General features: G+C 67.9%; 18 protein-coding genes and 2 pseudogenes. 12 read left to right on the top strand and 8 right to left on the bottom strand.

Annotation, left to right across the window (positions count from 1 at the left end):
- Positions 1-5: 5 nt before the first annotated feature.
- The 5 genes from QZM35_RS28525 to QZM35_RS28545 all read left to right on the top strand — a co-directional run bounded on the left by QZM35_RS28525 (position 6) and on the right by QZM35_RS28545 (position 5,811).
- The gene (locus tag QZM35_RS28525; RefSeq protein ID WP_089428634.1) at positions 6-1,040 is read left to right on the top strand and encodes an NAD(P)-dependent alcohol dehydrogenase; all 1,035 of its coding nucleotides are present in this window, start codon (positions 6-8) and stop codon (positions 1,038-1,040) included.
- A gap of 3 nt (positions 1,041-1,043) precedes the next feature.
- Positions 1,044-2,237 carry an ABC transporter ATP-binding protein gene (locus tag QZM35_RS28530; RefSeq protein ID WP_089431949.1) on the top strand — a complete coding sequence of 398 codons (1,194 nt, stop codon included), beginning with the start codon at positions 1,044-1,046 and terminating at the stop codon, positions 2,235-2,237.
- Positions 2,238-2,267: 30 nt separating this feature from the next.
- Positions 2,268-3,203 carry an AraC family transcriptional regulator gene (locus QZM35_RS28535; protein ID WP_301777289.1) on the top strand — a complete coding sequence of 312 codons (936 nt, stop codon included), beginning with the start codon at positions 2,268-2,270 and terminating at the stop codon, positions 3,201-3,203.
- The gene (gene xylB, locus QZM35_RS28540; RefSeq protein ID WP_301777290.1) at positions 3,200-4,666 is read left to right on the top strand and encodes a xylulokinase; all 1,467 of its coding nucleotides are present in this window, start codon (positions 3,200-3,202) and stop codon (positions 4,664-4,666) included. The genes QZM35_RS28535 and xylB overlap by 4 nt, the downstream gene beginning before the upstream one ends.
- A 119-nt stretch (positions 4,667-4,785) precedes the next feature.
- A complete protein-coding gene (locus QZM35_RS28545; protein WP_301777291.1) occupies positions 4,786-5,811 on the top strand; it encodes a MerR family transcriptional regulator in 1,026 nt (341 codons plus the stop codon).
- A 16-nt stretch (positions 5,812-5,827) separates the two neighbouring features.
- Here QZM35_RS28545 and QZM35_RS28550 read toward each other — a convergent pair whose 3' ends face one another.
- Together QZM35_RS28550 and QZM35_RS28555 are read right to left on the bottom strand one after the other, a co-directional pair.
- Positions 5,828-6,265 (bottom strand): hypothetical protein, encoded by a 438-nt coding sequence (locus tag QZM35_RS28550; RefSeq protein WP_143329857.1) that lies wholly within the window; start codon positions 6,263-6,265, stop codon positions 5,828-5,830.
- A 431-nt stretch (positions 6,266-6,696) separates the two neighbouring features.
- On the bottom strand, positions 6,697-8,109 hold the full coding sequence (locus QZM35_RS28555; protein ID WP_301777292.1) for a PLP-dependent aminotransferase family protein: 1,413 nt from the start codon (positions 8,107-8,109) through the stop codon (positions 6,697-6,699).
- A gap of 84 nt (positions 8,110-8,193) precedes the next feature.
- On the opposite strand from QZM35_RS28555, the gene QZM35_RS28560 reads away from it, so the two are divergent.
- Complete coding sequence (locus QZM35_RS28560; RefSeq protein ID WP_089431944.1) at positions 8,194-8,643, top strand: GNAT family N-acetyltransferase; 450 nt, start codon at positions 8,194-8,196, stop codon at positions 8,641-8,643.
- On the top strand, positions 8,643-9,263 hold the full coding sequence (locus QZM35_RS28565; RefSeq protein ID WP_174976005.1) for an FMN-dependent NADH-azoreductase: 621 nt from the start codon (positions 8,643-8,645) through the stop codon (positions 9,261-9,263). Before QZM35_RS28560 ends, QZM35_RS28565 begins: the two co-directional genes overlap by 1 nt.
- A gap of 86 nt (positions 9,264-9,349) precedes the next feature.
- On the opposite strand, the gene QZM35_RS28570 is transcribed toward QZM35_RS28565, so the two are convergent.
- Both QZM35_RS28570 and QZM35_RS28575 read right to left on the bottom strand, forming a co-directional pair.
- Complete coding sequence (locus QZM35_RS28570) at positions 9,350-10,165, bottom strand: carboxylesterase (RefSeq protein ID WP_174976006.1); 816 nt, start codon at positions 10,163-10,165, stop codon at positions 9,350-9,352.
- Between the two features lie 13 nt (positions 10,166-10,178).
- Complete coding sequence (locus tag QZM35_RS28575) at positions 10,179-11,474, bottom strand: MASE1 domain-containing protein (RefSeq protein ID WP_089428642.1); 1,296 nt, start codon at positions 11,472-11,474, stop codon at positions 10,179-10,181.
- 308 nt (positions 11,475-11,782) lie between these two features.
- Here QZM35_RS28575 and QZM35_RS38195 point away from each other — a divergent pair.
- Together QZM35_RS38195 and QZM35_RS28580 are read left to right on the top strand one after the other, a co-directional pair.
- Positions 11,783-12,337 (top strand): annotated as a pseudogene (locus QZM35_RS38195) (hypothetical protein); the annotation flags it as partial.
- Between the two features lie 27 nt (positions 12,338-12,364).
- Positions 12,365-12,505: pseudogene (locus tag QZM35_RS28580) on the top strand (GNAT family N-acetyltransferase); the annotation flags it as partial.
- A 26-nt stretch (positions 12,506-12,531) separates the two neighbouring features.
- On the opposite strand, the gene QZM35_RS28585 reads toward QZM35_RS28580, so the two are convergent.
- Positions 12,532-13,422, bottom strand: a complete 891-nt coding sequence (locus QZM35_RS28585; RefSeq protein ID WP_089428643.1) for a LysR substrate-binding domain-containing protein — start codon at positions 13,420-13,422, stop codon at positions 12,532-12,534.
- 306 nt (positions 13,423-13,728) lie between these two features.
- Here QZM35_RS28585 and QZM35_RS28590 point away from each other — a divergent pair, with 306 nt between their 5' ends.
- Positions 13,729-14,688, top strand: coding sequence for an LLM class oxidoreductase (locus tag QZM35_RS28590; RefSeq protein ID WP_218828885.1), 960 nt, complete (start codon positions 13,729-13,731; stop codon positions 14,686-14,688).
- Between the two features lie 117 nt (positions 14,689-14,805).
- On the opposite strand, the gene QZM35_RS28595 is transcribed toward QZM35_RS28590, so the two are convergent.
- Positions 14,806-15,306, bottom strand: coding sequence for a lipocalin-like domain-containing protein (locus QZM35_RS28595; protein WP_089431940.1), 501 nt, complete (start codon positions 15,304-15,306; stop codon positions 14,806-14,808).
- Positions 15,307-15,469: 163 nt separating this feature from the next.
- On the opposite strand from QZM35_RS28595, the gene QZM35_RS28600 reads away from it, so the two are divergent.
- Complete coding sequence (locus QZM35_RS28600) at positions 15,470-16,375, top strand: LysR substrate-binding domain-containing protein (protein WP_301777293.1); 906 nt, start codon at positions 15,470-15,472, stop codon at positions 16,373-16,375.
- A 130-nt stretch (positions 16,376-16,505) separates the two neighbouring features.
- Entirely contained in the window at positions 16,506-16,943 is a 438-nt protein-coding gene (locus QZM35_RS28605; RefSeq protein WP_301777294.1) for an N-acetyltransferase, read from the top strand.
- A gap of 33 nt (positions 16,944-16,976) precedes the next feature.
- On the opposite strand, the gene QZM35_RS28610 is transcribed toward QZM35_RS28605, so the two are convergent.
- Together QZM35_RS28610 and QZM35_RS28615 are read right to left on the bottom strand one after the other, a co-directional pair.
- Complete coding sequence (locus QZM35_RS28610; protein ID WP_089428648.1) at positions 16,977-17,816, bottom strand: peptidyl-prolyl cis-trans isomerase; 840 nt, start codon at positions 17,814-17,816, stop codon at positions 16,977-16,979.
- A gap of 353 nt (positions 17,817-18,169) precedes the next feature.
- Positions 18,170-20,104 (bottom strand): SMP-30/gluconolactonase/LRE family protein, encoded by a 1,935-nt coding sequence (locus QZM35_RS28615; RefSeq protein WP_301777295.1) that lies wholly within the window; start codon positions 20,102-20,104, stop codon positions 18,170-18,172.
- Between the last annotated feature and the right edge of the window lie 63 nt (positions 20,105-20,167).

Here is a 20,167-nt window from a genome sequence, read left to right on the forward strand (position 1 = left end):
ATGTGTTGAAAGCACTCGTACTCGAACGCACGCGCGAGCTCGCGCTGCGCGACATCGACCTGCCGCAGGCGGTCGGCCCTGGCGACGTCCGGATCAAGGTGCATACGGTCGGCGTCTGCGGCAGCGACGTGCATTACTACGTTCACGGCGGCATCGGCCCGTTTCGCGTCGACGCGCCGATGGTGCTCGGCCACGAGGCGTCCGGCACCGTCGTCGAGACCGGCGCCGGCGTCACGCACCTGCGCGTCGGCGACCGCGTGTGCATGGAGCCAGGCGTGCCGCGCCTCGATTCGCCCGCGACGCTGCGCGGGCTCTACAACCTCGATCCCGACGTGCGCTTCTGGGCGACGCCGCCCATCCACGGCTGCCTGACGCCGTTCGTCGTGCATCCGGCCGCGTTCACGTACCGGCTGCCGGACAATGTGTCGTTCGCCGAAGGCGCGATCGTCGAGCCGCTGTCGATCGGCCTGCAGGCCGCGAAGAAGGCGGCGATGAAGCCGGGCGACCTCGCGGTCGTGATCGGCGCCGGCACGATCGGCGCGATGACGGCGCTCGCCGCGCTCGCCGGCGGCGCCGCGCGCGTGATCCTCGCCGACGTCGTGCCCGACAAGCTCGCGCTGTTCGCCGGCAACCGCGCCGTCACGACCGTCGACGTGCGCACGCAGTCGCTCGCCGACGTCGTGGCCGAAGCCACCGGCGGCTGGGGCGCGGACGTCGTGTTCGAGGCCAGCGGCAGCGCGAACGCGTATGCGGGCCTCGTCGACCTGATGTGCCCGGGCGGCTGCGCGGTGCTGATCGGGATGCCGGTCGCCCCGGTGCCGCTCGACGTGGTCGCGCTGCAGGCGAAGGAGGGCCGCATCGAATCGGTGTTCCGCTACGCGAACATCTTTCCACGCGCGCTCGCGCTGATCGCGTCCGGCGCGATCGACGTGAAGCCGTTCATCTCGCGCACGTTCCCGTTTTCCGAAGGCGTGCGCGCGTTCGAGGAAGCGGCGAGCGGCCACCCGCGCGACGTCAAGATTCAGATCGAAATGGATTGAGCCATGGCCCAGATCATCTGCAAGGCTTTGTCGAAGCACTACGACGGCGGCCCCGCCGTGCTGCACCCGCTCGACCTCGAGATCGCCGACGGCGAATTCATCGTGCTGCTCGGCCCGTCCGGCTGCGGCAAGTCGACGATGCTGCGGATGATCGCGGGCCTCGAGGCGATCACCGGCGGCGAGCTCGTGATCGGCGACGCGGTCGTCAACGACCTGCCGTCGCGCGAGCGCAATGTCGCGATGGTGTTCCAGAACTACGCGCTGTACCCGCACATGACGGTGTACGACAACATCGCGTTCGGCCTGCGGCGCCTGAAGGTGCCGGCCGACGAGATCGACCGCCGCGTGCGTGACGTCGCGCGCATCCTGAGCCTCGACGCGCTGCTCGACCGCCGCCCGCGCGCGATGTCGGGTGGCCAGCAGCAGCGTGCGGCGATCGCGCGCGCGATGATCAAGACGCCGGCCGTGTTCCTGTTCGACGAGCCGTTGTCGAACCTCGACGCGAAGCTGCGCACGCAGTTGCGCGGCGACATCAAGCGGCTGCATCGGCGGCTGAAGACGACCACGCTGTACGTCACGCACGATCAGTTGGAAGCGATGACGCTGGCCGACCGCGTCGTGCTGATGCGCGGCGGCCACATCGAGCAGATCGGCACGCCGGCCGAGCTGTACGGGCAGCCGCACACCGTGTTCGCCGCCGGCTTCGTCGGCACGCCCGCGATGAACTTCGCGGACGGCGTGATCGAGCGGGTCGGCGCGAACGTGCTGCTCGACTGCAACGGCGCGCGCTGGCCGCTCGCGTCGCCACGCTTCGCCCGGTTGCACGACGGCCAGCAGGTGAAGGCCGCGATCCGCCCGAACCACCTGCGGCTCGTCACCGAACCGGATCCGACCCCGGGCACGCTCGCACTGACCGGCACGGTCGAGCTCGTCGAGCTGCTCGGCGCCGAGGCGCTCGTCACGCTGGACTGGCGCGGCCAGCCGTGCGCGGCCCTCGTGCCGGCCCCGATGGCCCCGGCGCCGGGGGCCGTGGTAGCGTTCCGCTTCGACGAAGAAGCCCTGCATCTGTTCGACGCCGGCACCGAGCGCAACGTCGCGCTGCCGGACGCGAACCCGATCGCGCACGCGGCGCCGCCGGCGGCCGCGACGCGCACCACGCCGCCCGCCGCGACGGGCTGGTCGATGTCCCGTTCGTAGCACGCCGGCACGCCCCCGACGGAGCACACGATGAACCCGGATCTCGAGATCGTTCCCACCCACCGCGACGAATCGTTCCGCGCGTGGGTCCACGACTATCCGCACTCGGTCGCGAAGTGGCACTTCCATCCCGAGTACGAGATTCATCTGATCCAGTCGTCGCACGGCAAGATGTTCGTCGGCGATCACATCGGCGATTTCGGCCCCGGCAACCTGATCGTCACCGGGCCGAACCTGCCGCACAACTGGGTCAGCGAACTCGCCGACGGCGAACGCGTGCCGTCGCGCGACGTCGTGCTGCAGTTCTCGCGCGATGCGATCGAGAAGATGGTCGGCGCGTTCAGCGAGCTGCAGCCGGTGATCGAGCTGATCGACGACGCGGCGCGCGGCGTGCAGTTTCCCGACCGCGTCGGCCGCGACGTCGCGCCGCTGATGCTCGAACTCGCGAACGCGCACGGCTGCCGGCGCGTCGAGATCCTGATGTCGCTGTTCGACCGGCTGTCGTCGTGCCGCGAACGGCGCGTGCTCGCCGGCCCCGGCTACCGCAGCGACGCGCAGCACTACATGTCGTCGACCATCAACCAGGTGCTGTCGTACCTGCAGCAGAACCTGCCCGGCATGCTGCGCGAGACCGACGTCGCCGCGTTCGCCGGGATGAGCGTCAGCACCTTCACGCGGTTTTTCCGCCGCCATACCGGCTCGTCGTTCGTGCGCTACCTGAACCGGCTGCGCATCAACGAGGCCTGCGAGCTGCTGATGTTTTCCGACCTGACGGTGACCGACATCTGCTACCGGGTTGGCTTCAACAACCTGTCGAATTTCAACCGTCAGTTTCTCGCGATGAAGCAGGTGCCGCCGTCGAGGTTCCGCGCGCTGCACCGGCTCAATGAACCGCACGGCCGCGACGACGCGCCGCCCCCGCGACGCACGCCGCCGCGCGCCCCAGACAGGATGCTTCACACGTGACATTTCTCGGCATCGATCTCGGCACGTCCGAGGTCAAGGTACTCCTCACCGATTCCCGTTCGGTCCCGCTCGCGACCGGCTCGGCCGCGCTGTTGATCAGCCGCCCGCATCCGCACTGGTCGGAACAGAGCCCGCAGGCGTGGTGGCACGCGATGCTCGACGCAATCGCGGCGGTGCGCGCCGCACACCCGGCCGGCTTCGCCGCGCTGCGCGGCATCGCGCTCTCGGGGCAGATGCACGGCGCGACGCTGATCGATCGCGCGGACCAGGTGCTGCGCCCCGCGATCCTGTGGAACGACACGCGCGCCGGCACCGAATGCGTCGAACTCGAGGCGCTGGTGCCGGAATCGCGCGCGATCACCGGCAACATGGCGATGCCCGGCTTCACCGCGCCGAAGCTGCTGTGGCTCGCGAAATACGAGCCCGCCGTGTTCCGCGCGGTGCACAAGGTGCTGCTGCCGAAGGACTACCTGATCTGGCGCCTGTCCGGCGAATTCGTGTCCGAGATGTCGGATGCATCGGGCACGCTGTGGCTCGACTGCGCGCGCCGCGACTGGTCCGACCGGATGCTCGCCGCGACCGAGCTGACGCGCGCGCAGATGCCGCGCCTCGTCGAAGGCAACGCGCCCGCCGCGCAGCTGCGCGACACGCTGCGGCGCGAATGGGGCATCGCGGGGCCCGTGACGATCGCCGGCGGCGCCGGCGACAACGCGGCCTCCGCGATCGGCATGGGCGTGACGGGCGCCGGCAGCGGCTTCCTGTCGCTCGGCACGTCGGGCGTGCTGTTCGCCGGCAACGACCGTTTCGCGCCGAACCCGGACGCGGCCGTGCACGCGTTCTGCCACTGCGTCGAAGGGCGCTGGCACCAGATGAGCGTGATCCTGTCGGCCGCCGCGAGCCTCGACTGGCTCGCCCGCGCGCACGGCACCACCGCCGGCGTGCTCGCCGCGCGCGCCGAACGTGCAGAGCCGGCGCGTGCGCCGCTGTTCCTGCCGTATCTCGGTGGCGAACGTACGCCGCACAACGACGCACATGCACGCGGCGTGTTCTTCGGGCTGTCCAACGAGCACGCCGCGGACGAGCTCGCTTATGCGGTGATGGAAGGCGTCGCGTTCGCGATGGCCGACGGCTACGACGCGCTGCGTGCGGCCGGCACGACGCTCGACGCGGTGTCGTTCATCGGCGGCGGCTCGAAGAGCGCGTTCTGGGCGCGGCTGTGCGCGAATGCGACCGGGCTCGCGATGCAACGCCACGCGGACGGCGCGGTTGGTGCGGCACTCGGCGCGGCGCGGCTTGCACGCCTGACCGCGACCGATGACACGCTCGCAGAGGTCTGCGTCGCGCCGCCCGTCACGGAGACGGTCGCGCCCGATGCCGCCATGGTCGATCTGCTGGCGGGGCGGCTGGCGCGGTATCGGCGGCTGTATCACGCGCTGCGCGACGAATTCGCGGCGGCCGACTGACTGACGCGCGGCGCGGTCGGCGTCTTCGTCGATTCACGTCAACACGCGAACGCGCTTGACCCGGCCCTTGGGATCGCCTTTATGCTGGGCGCAACGAATCGACGACCCGAAGGTGACCCATGAGCGATGTCACGCGCGGCCTGAGCGCATCGGAAGCCGCGATGCGGCTTGGCGTATCGGCCAAGGCGCTGCGGCTGTACGAGCGGCAAGGACTGGTCACGCCCGGGCGAACGGTGGCCGGATACCGCGCCTACGGCCCGGACGATCTGGCGCGTGCGGCCGAAGTCGCGGCGCTTCGCGCGCTCGGCTTGAGCCTGGCCCAGGTCGCGAACGTGCTGGGCGGCGACGCCCGCAGCCTGAGCGACGCCCTGGCGACGCATGAAGCGGCGCTCGGGCGCGGCATTCAGGATCTGGTCGGCAAGGTCGACAAGGTTCGCGCGATCCGCGCCGATCTTGCCCGCGGCCGCATGCCCGACGACGGCGAACTGACGCGCCTGCTCGCTCCGGCGGCCGCGGGCGTTGCGTTCAACCTCCCTTGGCCGTGGGACGGTGAATGGTTCGAATTTCGCGATATCCGCCCGTTGAACTACATCATCGGTTCGCTGGGCAGCGGCAAGACCCGTCTCGCGCATCGGCTCGCCGACGCGTTGCCCGGCGCGACGTTCATCGGGCTGGACCGGCTGGAAGACGACGGCGCGGCTGCCTTCGCCGCGTTGCGGGCCGATCCGGCGCTGAAGGCGCGGGTCGAACGCACGGCGGCATGGCTCGCGGATGAAGGCGCCACGGCGTCTGCGGCGCTGACCGTGCTGCTCGCCGGACTCGAGGCAGACGGCGTGGGTGCTTTGGTCGTGGACATGATCGAACAGGATCTCGACCAGCCGACGCAGGCAGCGCTGATTGCGTGCCTTCGGCAGCGTGCCAGAGCCGACGGCATGAGGCCGCTGTTCATGCTGACCCGCTCGTCGGCGATCCTGGACCTGTCGGCCGTCGGCCCCGACGAAGCGATCATTCTGTGTCCCGCGAACCATAGCCCGCCGGCCCGCGTCGCGCCGTACCCCGGCGCACCGGGATACGAAGCCGTGGCTACCTGTCTTGCGTCGCCTGCGACCCGAGCGCGGATCGCACGGCGACCGGAGGCGGGGTAGCGGCATCGCAATTTCGCTACAAATAACTCGTCGTAAACGATGCGAAAACCGCCGAAACACCATCTTGAAAATCGCCGGGAGCTTTGGGCGAAAGAAGTACGGACACGTCGGTGCGCGAGAAAAGTAAGCTTGTACGGTACTGCTCTATCCGCGCAACAACATCATATCTATGCGGTAGATTCCCCGGCTGGTTTGGTCCCGGCCGTGCTCCGACTGCAAATCCGGCGGCGCGAAGAATAACTTCGGCGTCGTCAAATGAACTTCCGAGCGGAATGTAGCGCACTGCGAGCCAAGTAATGTCCCCGGCTTTATCTATCTCTTGGGTCGAGCCGCTTTTGGGGACCTTCTGGTACGCCTTGTCGATTTCAATGCGAAACCTCTTTCCCAGTACTTCGAGGTCTTGCCAAGGGGATGCGAGCGACGCCCAAGGTGCGAGCGCAAAATAAAGCGGCACCCATAATCCCGCGTGTATCGCAGTGCGTCGTTGGGAGACCCGCTTCCGACTTTTTGCCATTGCCACTCCCGATTCGCAGGATCAGTCGCATCGCAACGCGGATGGTTCTCACCGGAACATCGCGGGCGATTGCGTTGGAGCATGCGTCCGTGGAGCCCTGGTGTCAACGTTCTAGCCCCAACTGTTGGAAGACCGCTTGTGGCCGAGAGCCGCCGCCGATGATGCGAACCAGGCCGGTTAAGTCAGCTCGGTCGAAAGGCGGAAAGCATGGTGCCAGCCACCCATGAGGCACGAACTCGGACGACGACATCACGGGGTGTTATCGACCATGCGTAGAACAGTCGCGGTAACTCTGTCACACAATCGCAAAATCGTGGCGCCAGTCGCACGTACTCCGGCGCCCCGCGGGTTCGTCATCCACCACACCCGGTTCACACACGAACGAGCCGATACAGGCGCCGAACCAGCGTCAACGCCTGCTGCGCCGACGTCAGGTTCGTGAAACCGAGCAACATGCCGGGTGGCATCCGGCCGCCCGGGCTCCAGTCGTTCAGCGGCTGAACGGACAAGCCCTGCAGGTCGGCCATGCGTGCGACGGCGCGATCGTCGACCGCCGTGCGCCAATAGGCCACCACATGCAGGCCGCCCGCACGGGGCGGAACGTGCAGCGCATCACCAAACACCTTGCCCAACGCATCGATCAACCACGCGCGGCGAGTGGCATAAAGCGCCCGCATCTTCTTCAGATGGCGCGCGAAGTGCCCTTGCTCCATGAAATCGGCGACGACGGATTGCATCAGCATCTGGCCGCTACCGCCGAGCCAGCCGGCGGTGTCGCGAAAGGCCGCGACCTGCTCCTCCGGAACAACGAGATACCCCAGCCGCAAGCCCGGATACAGCACCTTGCTGAACGACCCGGTGTAAAGCACGCGCTGGTGGTGATCCAGGCTCTTGAGCGCGGGCAACGGGCGACCGTGGTATCGGAACTCGCTGTCGTAATCGTCCTCGACGATCCAGGCCCGCTGCTGCCTGGCCCAGTCGAGCAAGGCCAGGCGTCTCGGCAGCGACAGCGCGACACCGAGCGGGCTTTGATGGGTCGGCGTCACCACGGCAAAACGTGCATCGGCCGCCCGGCGCAGCCCCGTTTCCACGCACAGTCCGTCGTCGTCGACCGGCACGGACACGAGCCGCATCCCCGCGTGCTCGAGCACGCGGCGCGCGTGGATATACCCGGGATCCTCGAACCAGCCGGCGTCGCCGGGACGCAGCAAGGTCCGGCAGATCAGGTCCAGCGCGCCGCGATACCCCGCGGTGATGAAGATCTGCCCGGCCGAACAGTCGATGCCGCGCGACACGCCGAGGTACGCGGACAGCGCACGCCTGAGCCCGTCGTGACCTTGTGGCGGCGCGTAGTCCAGCGACGGGGTCGCCATCGCCCGCACATGACGGCCGGTGAGCCGTATCCACGGCATGCGCGGAAACGCATCGAGCGCGGGAATGCCCATCTGGAACGGCTTCGGCCCGCTCGCCGTCGAATCGCCGCGCGGCGGTTCGTCCGGCCGGGGCGCCGCGGCACGCGGCTGCCGGCCATCCGGCAGTTGGGGCGACACGACGGTGCCGGCCGGCCCATGTGCGACCAGGTACCCTTCGCCGATGAGGATCTGATAGGCCGCTTCGACGGTGCCGCGTGCCAGATTGAGTTCGCTGGCCAGGCTCCGTACCGACGGCACGCGCTTGCCCGGCGCCAGCTTGCCCGTCTCGATCGCCTCGCGGAAGCGCCGGACCAGTTGCCGATAGACCGGCATGTCGAGATGACGGTCCGGCATCAGATCGTCGAATTTCATGTCCCAGTCAAATAGTCACTTTTTGGACCTTCAGGATACGCCATCCGATTCGTACAGTAACGACGTTACCGTGGAGCAATCGTGATGCCAGAGATCCATTTGAAACGCGCCGTGACGGACGCGGAATACCGGTCGACGTTCGACGTGATGCGAGAACTACGCCCGCACCTGACCGATGTCGATGCGTTCGTGCGGCAGATGCACCGCCAGGCCGAACAAGGCTATGTGCTGCTGACCGCACGGCACGGCAGCCCGGACGGCGCGGTCGTCGCGCTGGCGGGATACCGTCACCTCGAAAACACGCTGTACGGGCGCTTCGTCTATGTCGACGATCTGGTCGCGACCGAACACGCGCGCAATCAACGGCTGGGCGAGCGGCTGCTCGATGCGGTGCGCGACGACGCGCGGCAACACGGCTGCCTGCAGCTGGTACTCGATACCGGGCTCTCCAACGCGCTCGCGCAGCGTTTCTATTTCCGCCAGGGGCTGCTGTCCCGCGGCGTGCATTTCAGTCAGTCACTACAGGCGCTCTGATGAACAACCTTCTTTTTGTCGATGCCAGTCCGCATGGCAGTCATTCGCTGGGCGCACGCATTGCGCACGAAGCCATCGCGCAATGGCGGGCGGCCCGCCCCGATGCGCGGGTCGTGTCGCGCAGCCTCGGTCAACCCGGATTGCCTTCGCTATCGGCCGACTATGCGCATGCGGTGGTCACGAGGCAGCCGGATTCCGATCCCGTACTGGCGTACTCCGAACAACTGATCGCGGAGGTGGAACACAGCGACGGCGTGTTGATCAGCACACCGATGCACAACTTCACGGTACCTGCCGCGCTGAAGCTGTGGATCGATTTCGTGCTGCGTATCGGCCGCACGTTCACGGCCACGCCGGAAGGCAAGTTCGGCCTGCTCGCCGATCGCCCCGTGCTCGTGCTGGTACGCTCGGGCGGCATCTGCACCGGCGCAGCGGCACGGCAGCCCGATTTCCTGACCCCGTACCTGAAGCAGGTGCTCGCCGTCATCGGCCTGTCGACGGTCGATTTCATCTACCTCGAAGGCATTGCGCCGAGCGACGCCGCCATCGATGCGGTACGCGGCCAGTTGGCCGCATCGAACCTGCTGGCGCGACGCGCGACGGAAACGGAAACGGCATGAATTCGCCACGCCGCGGTACGCATGCAAGACCCGATGCGTACCGGGGGCAGCGAATATCGCGCATCCCGCGCCGCGCACGTCGCCCGTCAGGATGCCAGCCGTCCCATCCGGCGCGCCATCGCCGGGCTCACCGCATGCACCGGATCGAACCCGAAGAAGTCGAGCACGTGGCGCGCGACGTCGTCGCGATCGTTGTCCGCGCAGATCATGTGATAGCTGTTCTCGAGCACGATCCCGCGCGCATCGGGCATTGTCTCGAGCAGGAAATCGGCCGAGCGCAGGCTCGTCAGTTCGTCCTCGCGCGCATGCAGCACGAGCGTCGGGCACGGCGTGCCGGCCGCGGCCTCGAGCGCCCAGTCGCGCATCCGGTCGACCTGCCGCACGCACGCGAGCGGCACCCATGCGTAGTGGAAACTGTCCTCGCGCTCGAACTTCTTCTTCACGATCGCGCGGATCGTCGCGTTCTTGATGCCGAACGGCTCGCCTTCTTCCACACGCATCCGCTCCGCCACACCCGGCACGCGGTACAGCACGTGCCGCAGCGCGCGGTACCACGGCGTCGACCACCCGTCGATGAACACCGGCGTGGCCAGCAACGCGAGCCGGCCGCGCGCATGCTGCACGCGGTGGCATAGCAGCAGCGCGACCAGCGCGCCCATGCACATGCCCGCGACATGCAGCGTGTCGTACTCGTTTTCGAGCACGCGATACTGCTCGGTCACCGCGTCGAGCCACGCCTCCGCGCGCACGCCGACCAGATCCTCGGGGCGCGTGCCGTGCCCCGGCAGCGTGATCATGTGCGTGTCGGCACCCGCGCGCCGCATCGCCTTGTGCAACGAGCCGAGATCGTATTGCGTGCCGCCGAGCCCGTGGATCAGCAGGACGCCCGTGCGGCCCGTCATGACGTGCGTTCGCTCATTCGTCCGCCGCCGGCCACACGCGCTCGAGTTGCCAGACACCCGCCACCACCGTCACGTCGACATTCGAATCGAGCAGCGGCGCGCCATGATCGGTGATCGTCTGCGTGCCGCCGTCACGCTGCACGATGCGCAGCGACAGCGACGCGCGATCCTCGCCCGCGATCTCCGCATCCCAGTAGTCGCGCAGCGCATCGCGGTCGCCCGGCTGCACGCGTTCGAGCACGAGCGGCACGCTCGCGATCTGCGATGCATCCACGCCGACGCCGAACACGCGCTCGACGTCGCCGCTCCACTCGATCCGCCCCGACTCCGGATCGAGCACGTACGCGATCTGGCCGGCGCTCGCGAGCGCGAGCTCCATGTTGTTCTGCAGGACGGCCGCATGCTCGTGCACGCGTTCGCGCGTCGTCTTCAGCGTGCTCGCCGTCAGCACCAGCAGCGACGCGACCGCCAGATAAAGCTGCGCCTCGAGCAGCGCACTGCCGTAATGCTCGTGAAACGACGCGAACGGGCCGTCGCCCTGCGCGGTCTGCTCGATCACGATCAGCGCGAGCACCAGCACCGACGACGAGCCCGCGCGGCCGCCGAGCAGCAGCGTCACCGCGACGGTGAGGAACAACGGGATATACGTCAACGCGAAGCCCGCGCCGGTGCCGAATTTCCGCGACGTGTCGCCGTCGAAGATCACGAGCGCGACGCCCACGACCAGCACGAACGAGACCATGCCGAGCACGAGGTCGAAGCGCTCGTGATCGCCCGAGCGGTGCGCGCGAAAGCGCGACCATGACGCGAGCACCGGCGTGACCAGCAGCACGCCGACGAAATCGGACGCGGCCCACACCGACCACACGTCGAAGAACGGCGCGCCCTTGACCACCGTGTACCAGGCCGCGCCGCCGATCGCGCCGACCACGCCCGCGATCAGGCCGGCGAGGATCACCGAGCGCAGGAAATACAGCCCTTCGAGCGAGAAGCGCACGCGCTGGACGAGCCATACCGCGAGCGCGGCCGCGCCGACCTCGTCGACCGTGAACAGCACCGCGTTGACCAGGCTGGCCTGTTCGATGGCGCTCAGCGCGAGCTGCCCGACCAGGAACGCGCCGGCCAGCGTCAGCCATTCGCGCATCGGCCGCAGCATGAACGCGCCGACCGTCACGCCGGCCGGCAGCCAGATGTAGCCCGTCAGCCGGACGGGGCCGTTGAACCGGTGCGAGATGTAGCCGGTCGCGAGATACAGCGTCGCCCAGAGCAGCGCGGCGACGAGGCCCGGCCGCGATCGTTTGGTGTCCATCGAGAATCCCAGTGTGCTGCGCCCGCGGTCGGCAGGCGCGCGATGTGCGAATGATATGCGGACGGGGCGGGCCGGGGAATACCGGGGCCGGAAGCACTTGCGAGGCGCCGGCGCGCCCGCGCGCTGGCGGTTGTGACCGGGCCAGGATCGGAAAAGTTCGGCGTGTGCCGGGTACGGTCGGGACACGTCAGAACGTCGTCTTGGCCGGACGGCCAAAATCGCCCGCGGTCGGTGGATCGCATCTAGCATGAAAGATATTCGAAAGCATCTGCTTCAAGTATCGTCCACGTCATCCGCCCACTTTCCGCATGACCCTACGCCATGAAAACCGTACCGGCCCGGCCGATCCCGGCCCCCTCTGCGCCATGAGCCGTTTTCGCGCCACCTACGACGGGCCCGCGCTCGAATCGTCGGAAATGGACGTGCGCGAACTCGCGCCCGCACTGCTCGCCATCGGGGATCTGCTCGACGCATCGACCCGCGCGCTGTGCGGCAATCAGGTGCGGCCGCGGGTGAACGTGCGCGGCAGCTTCAAGACCGGCAGTTTCGGCATCGACTTCACGCTCGCGACGTCACTGCTCGGCCGCATGCGCGACATGCTGAGCGGCAACGAAGGCACGGCGCTCGCCAATGCGGTCACGATCCTGACCGCGCTCGGCATCGCCGCGCCGAAGGCGGGAAAGGGGCTCTTCGCCGTCCTCAAATGGCTGCGCGGGCGCGAGATCCTGCAGGTGCAGATGCAGGACCACACCGCCATCCTGCACGTCGAAGGCGACACCCTCGAAATCGACCTGCCCGTCCTCACGCTGCTGCGCGACGTCGGCGTGCGCCATGCGACCGAGCAGGGTTCGCCCTTCGCGCGTGCCACCCCGAATGAACGCGCTCGCGTGATGGCAGACGCAATCCGCCTGCGCCCGGCGTCCGCTGCCGGCCTGCCATTCCTGCGGACGCTGCGCCGGCTCACGATGAACGCGCACCTGCAACGGGTCGGCACACCGACCGACGACACAGCGCACGACCACCTCATCCGCTGATGCGGTACACGCGCCGGCGCCCTTCACGCGTCGCCGGCCGACTCCTCGACGATCCAGTCCATGAACGCCTGCACTTCCGGTCGTTGCGTGGCACCGGGCCGCGTGACCGCGTAGTAGGCGAACCGCGCGGGCCACGGTAGATCCAGCACCTGCTCGAGTCGCCCCTCGGCAATTTCGGCACGGGCGTATTGCTCCGGCACCAGCGCCAGGCCCTGCCCGGCTTCCGCGGCGCGAATCAGCAGGAAGTCGTCCTCGAAGGCTGAGCCGCGCGCGGCACGCGGCTCGTCGGCCACACCGTGCGCGGCAAACCAGAGCGGCCAGTCGGCCCGGTCGGCGTCATGCAGCAGCGGATATTTCAGGCAATCGCCGGGCGCCTTCAACCCGGCGCGCTTCGGGATCAGCCCGCGACCGGCCACCGGCACCAGCACGGGCGCCATCAGCCGCTCGACGTCCAGCCCCGGGTAGTCGCCCAGGCCGTGACGCACAGCCACGTCCACGCGATCGCGTCGAAGGTCCGCCAGCGCGGACGTCGCCTCAACATGCACCTCGATATCCGGATGCCGCTGGTTGAAGCGCCCGAGGCGAGGGACCAGCCACGAGGCGGCGAAGGTCGCCACGGTGCTGACGGTCAGCGTCCGGCGCCCCTTGCTCGCTTCCAGCGTCTCCACCGCCGCGTCGATCCGCGCGAACGCATCACGCAACGACGGATGAACACTCGTGCCGGCTTCCGTCAGGCGCAGCCCTTGTCGCGTCCGCTCGAACAGCGTCACGCCGAGCCGGTCTTCCAGCAACCGGATCTGCTGGCTGATCGCGCCGGGCGTGACATGAAGCGCCTCGGCGGCAGCCTTGATGCTGCCGCGCTGGCCGACTTCGACAAAGGTACGCAGCGCCTGCAACGGGGGAACAGCGGTCATGGGATTTAGCCTGCCTAAACTCATCGGGCATAAATTATCGCTTTTCCCGTTGCAACGCGTAGCCGAACATTCCGCAAGCGCACACGAAACACGCGCGCCATCAGATTTAGTCCGTCTAAATCAAAACCGCCATGATCGATCCCGGCGTCGGCCGGTCGCCCGACAGCGTCAACGCAGCGACCGCGCGCCAGGACTCGCTCTTCCCGAACCGCCACACCGTCACTGACCATGCATGCCATGAATGCCTCGCAAGCGCCTACCGGCGCGGTGAATCCGGCCTTTTCCGCCCACCCCGGTTATCGGCGCATGTTCGCCGCGAACCAGCTGACCCTCGGCATCTTCCTGCCGCTGCGCGCCTACGACGGCGACATGCGCGTCCTGACCGGGCAGGCCGACCTCGTTACGGAAATCGACCGCCGCGGCTTTGCCGCCGTATGGGTACGCGACGTGCCGCTGTTCGACCCGTCGTTCGGCGATGCGGGGCAGGTCTTCGACCCGTTCACCTACCTGTCCTTCCTCGCCGCCCGAACCACGCGCATTGCGCTCGCCACCGGCAGCGCAATCTTTTCACTGCGCCATCCGATCGACCTGGCCAAGGGCGCGGCCACCATCGACCGGTTGTCGGGCGGCCGTCTCGTCATGGGCATCGCGTCCGGCGACCGGCCCATCGAGTTTCCCGCCTATGGGCTCTCGCATGCATCGCGCGGCGAACGGTTCGCGCACGCAGTCGCCTATTTCCGCAAACTGATGCGATCAGGAAACCTGACGATCGAATCACCGCTCGGCAGCTTCGACGGTGCGGAACTGCTCCCGAAGGCAACCACCGGCGCGGTACCGCTGATCGTCACCGGCGCATCGGGCCAGTCGCTCACGTGGATCGCCGAGCACGCGGACGGCTGGCTGACCTATCCCGGCGATTCGCACACCGGCGCCGGCCCGCTGCGACTCGCAGAAAAAATCCGCGCGTGGCGCGCACTGATTCCCGACGGTGGATTCCGGCCGCACATGACCAACGAATGGATCGACCTCGTGGACGATCCCGATCACCCGCGCACGCCGCTGCGCGGCGGGTTCATCCTGCGGACCGGCCGCAACGGGCTCATCGCGCTGCTGAACGAATGGCGCGAGGCGGGCGTGAATCATGTCGCGCTCGGTATCCAGTTCTCGCAACGGCCCGCGGCGGAGATCATCCAGGAACTGGCCGAGGAAGTACTGCCGCACTTTCCGTCCCATGACGGGCCGGCAGCGATCACGACGGCGTGGTAGCCGGGCGCGCGCCGGCCAGCACGGCGATCGGCTCCGGCCTGCGCCGGCAATCGGTCAATGCGGGCTGGCCGGCTGCGATCGCGCCCGCATGCCACCCGCGTCGGCCGCCCACCGACCTCAATCCACTCGCCGCCACACCGAGATCGGTATGTCGCCGTTCGCACGCGGCGGAACGCGGTAGCTCAGCTCGCCGTCCTTCAATTGATAGCTTCGCGTCTGCGTTTGCCCGATCCAGTTCGGGTACGACGAATTGACGATGTGAAACGCAAGCTTGTCTTTCGCGGGATCGACGGTCAGCGTGCCGTAGTGGGTGCTCGAGCCGAGCACGGCGTCACGGAATTCGTCCGGCGTGCCGGTCGCCTTGTCGTTCGACGCGAAGCGCGGGCGCTCCGACTTGAAGATCTGCAGCGAGTAATTCCCGTGCACGTCGATCAGCAGCAGCCCCTTCGGATCGGCGCCATAGTCGCGGCCAACCGTGCCGTCGGGATGCTGTACGTCCGCCGCGACCAACGTCCATGTCCCCGCGAGCGACGGCGCGGCCGATGCGTCGCCGGGAATCATCGAAGCGGCCAGCAGCATGCCGGGAAAGCCTTGGCGGAATATCGAGCGGATGTTCATTCACTGTCCTCGTGAGAAAGAAGGGAAGCAACCTCACGGGGCATCCGCAGCCGCGTACGGCGCGCATCCCCGTGAACCGGAACGACCGGTTCACTTGATGGTAGCGACGGGAATATGCAATAAATACGATAATTCGAAATCGATTTATAAGAAAAACCGAATCATGACGCTCCCGAATCTCGACATGGATGCGCTGCGCACGCTGATCGCCGCGGATCGGCTCGGCAGCCTCAACCGCGCCGCCGACCGGATCGGCCGCTCGCAGTCGGCGGTTAGCCAGCAGATGCGCAAGCTCGAAACGCAGATCGGCCAGCCGCTGTTTCGCCGCCAGGGGCGCGGCCTCGTGCCGACCGAGGCCGGCGAACTGATGCTGTCCTATGCGCGCCGCATTCTCGAGCTGAACGACGAGGCGGTTGGCGCGATCCGCGGCGCGGCGATCGAAGGGGCCGTGCGTTTCGGGCTACCGGGCGACTTCGCCGAATCGTGGCTGCCCGTCGCGCTCGGCCAGTTCAAGCGCACGCACCCGGGCGTGCGCGTCGACATCGTTGTCGACGGCAACGGCGCGCTGCTCGACCGGCTCGACGGCGGCGAACTCGACGTCGTGCTCGCGATGGGCCGCGGGCATCGTGCCGACGCCGAACATCTGGTCACGCTGCCGATGGCGTGGATCGGGCCGCAAGGCATCGACGTGCGTCCGCGCGCGGGCACGCCGCTGGATCTCGCGCTGTACAAGCCACCATGCCTGTTCCGCAAGGCCGGCACCGATGCGCTCGACAAGGCCGGGGTCCCGTGGCGACTCGCTTACACGACCGGCAGCCTGCAAAGCCTGTGGGCCGGAATCGCGGGCGGATTGGGCATTACGGCGAGAACGATGGTGGGTGTGCCGCCAGCACTGCGGCAGCTTGGCGAGCGCGACGGGTTGCCGCCGCTGCCGTCAGTGGACGTGTGCCTCCATGCGGGTGGAGGCGATGCGCCTTCCGCGCTCGCGAGCCTGAAACGCGTCGTGGTCGACACGCTGATCGCCAATCTCGCGGATGCGCAGAAGGTGTCCGGCCGGCGTGCCGCATGATCGGCCACGGAGGCGTGCGGGATTCGGCACGGCGCCCTTTGACCTGCGGCCCGTCATCGGGAATGATGCGCTGCGGGGGGGCGACCTTCCCGTCGACGATCCCGCCTTCCCGAACGAACGAGCCCGCACGATGACACACGCAATCCGCCTGCGCCCGGCGTCTGCCGCCGACCTGCCGTTCCTGTTGAACCTGCGCCGGCTCACGATGACGGAGCACCTGCAACGCGCCGGCATGCCGTCCGATGACGACGCGCACGACCGGCGCATCCGCGCGCATTTCGACGATGCGATGATCGTCTGCGAAGGCGATGAAGCCATCGGCTTGCTGAAGGTGACACGCGCCACCGACGAGTGGCACGTGCACCAGATCCAGATCCTCCCCGCGCATCAGGGTCGGGGCATCGGCGAAGCCGTGCTGAGCGCACTCCTGAACGACGCCGCACGCGCGCACGTGCCGGTGTCACTCAGCGTGCTGCACGGCAACCCGGCGCGGCGGCTCTACGAACGGCTCGGCTTCCACAGCGAGTCGGAATCCGACACGAGCGCGAGCATGATCTGGCGCGCGTGACGTCCGGCGTTTCGACGCCGCCGCGTGACTGCATCACTGCGTGATCTTCGCGTCCTTCAGCAGGTTGCCGATCATCTGCGCACTCGCCTTCTCCACGGCAGCCGCCTGCAGTTGCTGCTGAAGCCCCGGCTTCGCGGTCGCGAAGCCCGGCACCTGCGTCGGCCGCTTCGCATCCAGCTTCACGATCGCCCGCACGCCGTCGACCGGAATCGAATCGTTCGTCACGGCGCCGACCTTCAGTTTCTCGAGCGCCTGCGCGACCGGCAACGGCAAGCCGGACGTCTTGCCTTCCGTCGCCGGCGTGTGGAAGCTCACCCACGGCAGCTCGCCGCCGGTGTCGCGGCTCGGCGCCATGCTGTACTGACGCGCCAGCCCTTCGAACGACTTGCCCGCCTTCAGCTCGCTGAGCACCGTCGCGGCCGTCACCGGGTCCTGGACGATGATCAGGCGCGGCTTGTACTCGTTCTTGCCGAGCGCGGCCACGAGTTCGTCGTAGCGCGCCTTGACCTGTTCTTCGGTCACCGGCTCGGGCTTCACGTTGTCGCGCAGATACAGCTGCACTTCGGCATTCGTTTTCGCCTGCTGCACCGCCGCCTTGACCTCGGGCTTGTCGGCATAGTTCGCCTTCTCGGCGGCCTGCTGAACCAGCACGCGCGTGATCAGCTGATTCTTGATCGCCTGGCGGATCTGCGGCGAGTCCGGTTGCCCGGACGCGCGCAGCAACGTATCGACGTCGGCCTGCGTGATCGGCGTACCGTTGACCGTCGCGACGGTCGCGACGGCCGGCGCCGTCTCTGCGTGGGCAGTCCCGCTCAGCGCGCCGGCCAGCACGGCGATCAGCAACAGGCGGTTCGGGGTGGTTTTCGTCTTCATCTTTTCGTCACTTCGGCTCAAAAAACGCGGCAGGGGTTGCCGCGCACATGCACCGGGGCAGCAATGCGCCGGCGCAACCCGTCAGTCGATTCGGTTCATCGTCGTGGCACGCGCAGTGCCTGCCGATACCGCTGCCATTGTGCCCGGAAGCGATTTTCCGCGTCGTGTGGTTAGGGACAGCCGCCCGGCGGGCGGTGAGGCGCGCGTTGCGCACGCCGGCCATTACGAACGCGTGATGTGGAAATTCTGTGGAAGCGGCATGGAAATCCCGCGAAACCGCGATGAATCACATCATGGCGTCGCGAGCCCGGCCGCCGACCGAGGTCGAGGCGGCCGCGCATGCCTCATCAAAGTCAGGGCGTCCAGCGATACACGGTGATGCTGTTCCCTTTCACGTTGTTCTTCATCACCACGTACTCGCCATTCGATCGGCGGTATGCGCGGATGCTGTACATCGCATCGATCGCGCTGCTGGTATCCACGGTCGCGGGGCTTGCGTTGACCAGCGTGGTGTCGAGCTTGCCGGTGGTGAGGTTGAACGCGTCGACGTTCGGCCACAGCGGCCCGCTGCTGCTGAACCAGTAGCCGACGAACAGATGGTTGCCCACCGCGTCGATCGATTTCGCGCCGCTGTGCGGCAGCGTGATCACCGGGTCGGGCTTCGTCGTGTTGCCCGCGCTCCAGCCGTGATACACCTCGATGCGCGTGCCGATCGACGTCCAGTCGTTGCTCCCGATGGCGCCCTGCGCGAGCACCATCGTGTCGCTGTCCGCGAGATAGACGATGCGCGTGAGCGGCTGGATGCTGTCGGGCACGCGGGTCGCGACGCCCGGCCCCCACGACGGCTTGCCGCTCGCGTCGAAACCGGTCAGCGGGTAGTGGGTAATCGCGCCGGTCTTGTCGAGGCCGGCCCACACGCCGCCCTTGCTGTCGATGCTGAAGCCGCTCGTCACGCGCCGCGTCGTGTTGAACGCGGGGCCCGGGATCGAGCCGTCCGGGATCGCGATATAGCCGTTCGCCGCGTTGAAGTGGAAGAAGTAGAAGACCGGCGGATTCTGGCCGGCCGCTACGAGGATCCGGTTCGCCCCCACCGACGTGAGCAGCCCGAAATGCTCGTCGCGCTGCGTGTCGCTCATGTTGATGCGCGGATCGGCCGGATACGTGAACGGATCGACCGTGTTCGCGACGAACGTGCCGCCCGCGCCGCCGCTATACACATGCGTGCCGCCGTAGAACAGCGCGCCGTCCGTGACCGGGTCCGGCGCGGCGATCCCTTCGAAGTTCAGCGACTGCAGCGTCCACCGCAGGCTGCCGGTGCGGCTGTACGCGTGAATGTCGGTCGCGCCGTTGCGGCCGAGATCCCAGCTGCCGCCCCATGGATTGTTGAGCACGTAGAGATTGCCGCCGGTGTCCTTGCCGAGCCCGACGATGCGCGTGAAGCGCTGCGCACCGACCTGCCCCTTGATGCCCGTCGTCGTGTCGAGATAGCCGCCGCGCACGCCGAACGTGCCGGCCAGCGCGGGCCGGCCCGACACCGTATAGCGCTTGATGTTCTGGTCGGGGCCTTCGTCGCCCACCAGCAACTGGCCGGCCGCCGCATCGAAAACCAGCGCCGACGGCTGCGACCCGGCCGGCATCCGGATCGTGTTCAGCAGCGCACCGGCCGGGCTGAAGCCGGCGATCGCGCCCGCACTCTTCTGCGCGACCCACACGTTGCCCGCGCCATCCACCGCGAGCGCACCCGGCGCCGATACGCTGATGTCCCGCTGCCACACGCCGTCGGTGGTGAATACGCGCACGCGATTGCCGTAGAAGTCGCTCGCGTAGAGCAGCGAGCCGGCCGTCGCGAGCCCGGTGACGACGTCGATGCGCGGCTGGTTGGTCGCCGCGCTGACCTGGATGACAAGGTCGCGATACTTCGTCGCGCGGTTGTAGCGCCCCACCGCGCCGCTGCCGTATGTCTTGCCGGGCTGCAGCGCGACGAACAGCGACGTCGCGTTACCGGTGATCGCGCTGCCCTGGAACTCCGAGTGCGTGCCGATCGAGCCGATGCTCTTGCCGTTCTGGTAGATCGCGACGCCGCCCTCGTCCTCGTCCCACATCGACGCCGTATAGATCACGCCTTCGGGCGCGACCCACATCGCGCGCGCGACGTTGCCGACGTGGGCCGCGAGCGTGCCGTACGTATTCGCCAGCCAGTCGGTGGTGTTGCCTGCGTAAACGGCGGGAGTAATCGCGGCGATCGCTGCGGCGAGAAGCGCAGCCTGAAACCGTTGTCTGGCGACCATGACGGATGCTCTCCTGAATGGTGCGAACATTCACATGAAGGGCCGGCCGGATGGCTTGAAAAC

The organism is Burkholderia sp. AU45274 (assembly GCF_030482505.1).
In the GTDB taxonomy this organism is placed as follows: domain Bacteria; phylum Pseudomonadota; class Gammaproteobacteria; order Burkholderiales; family Burkholderiaceae; genus Burkholderia.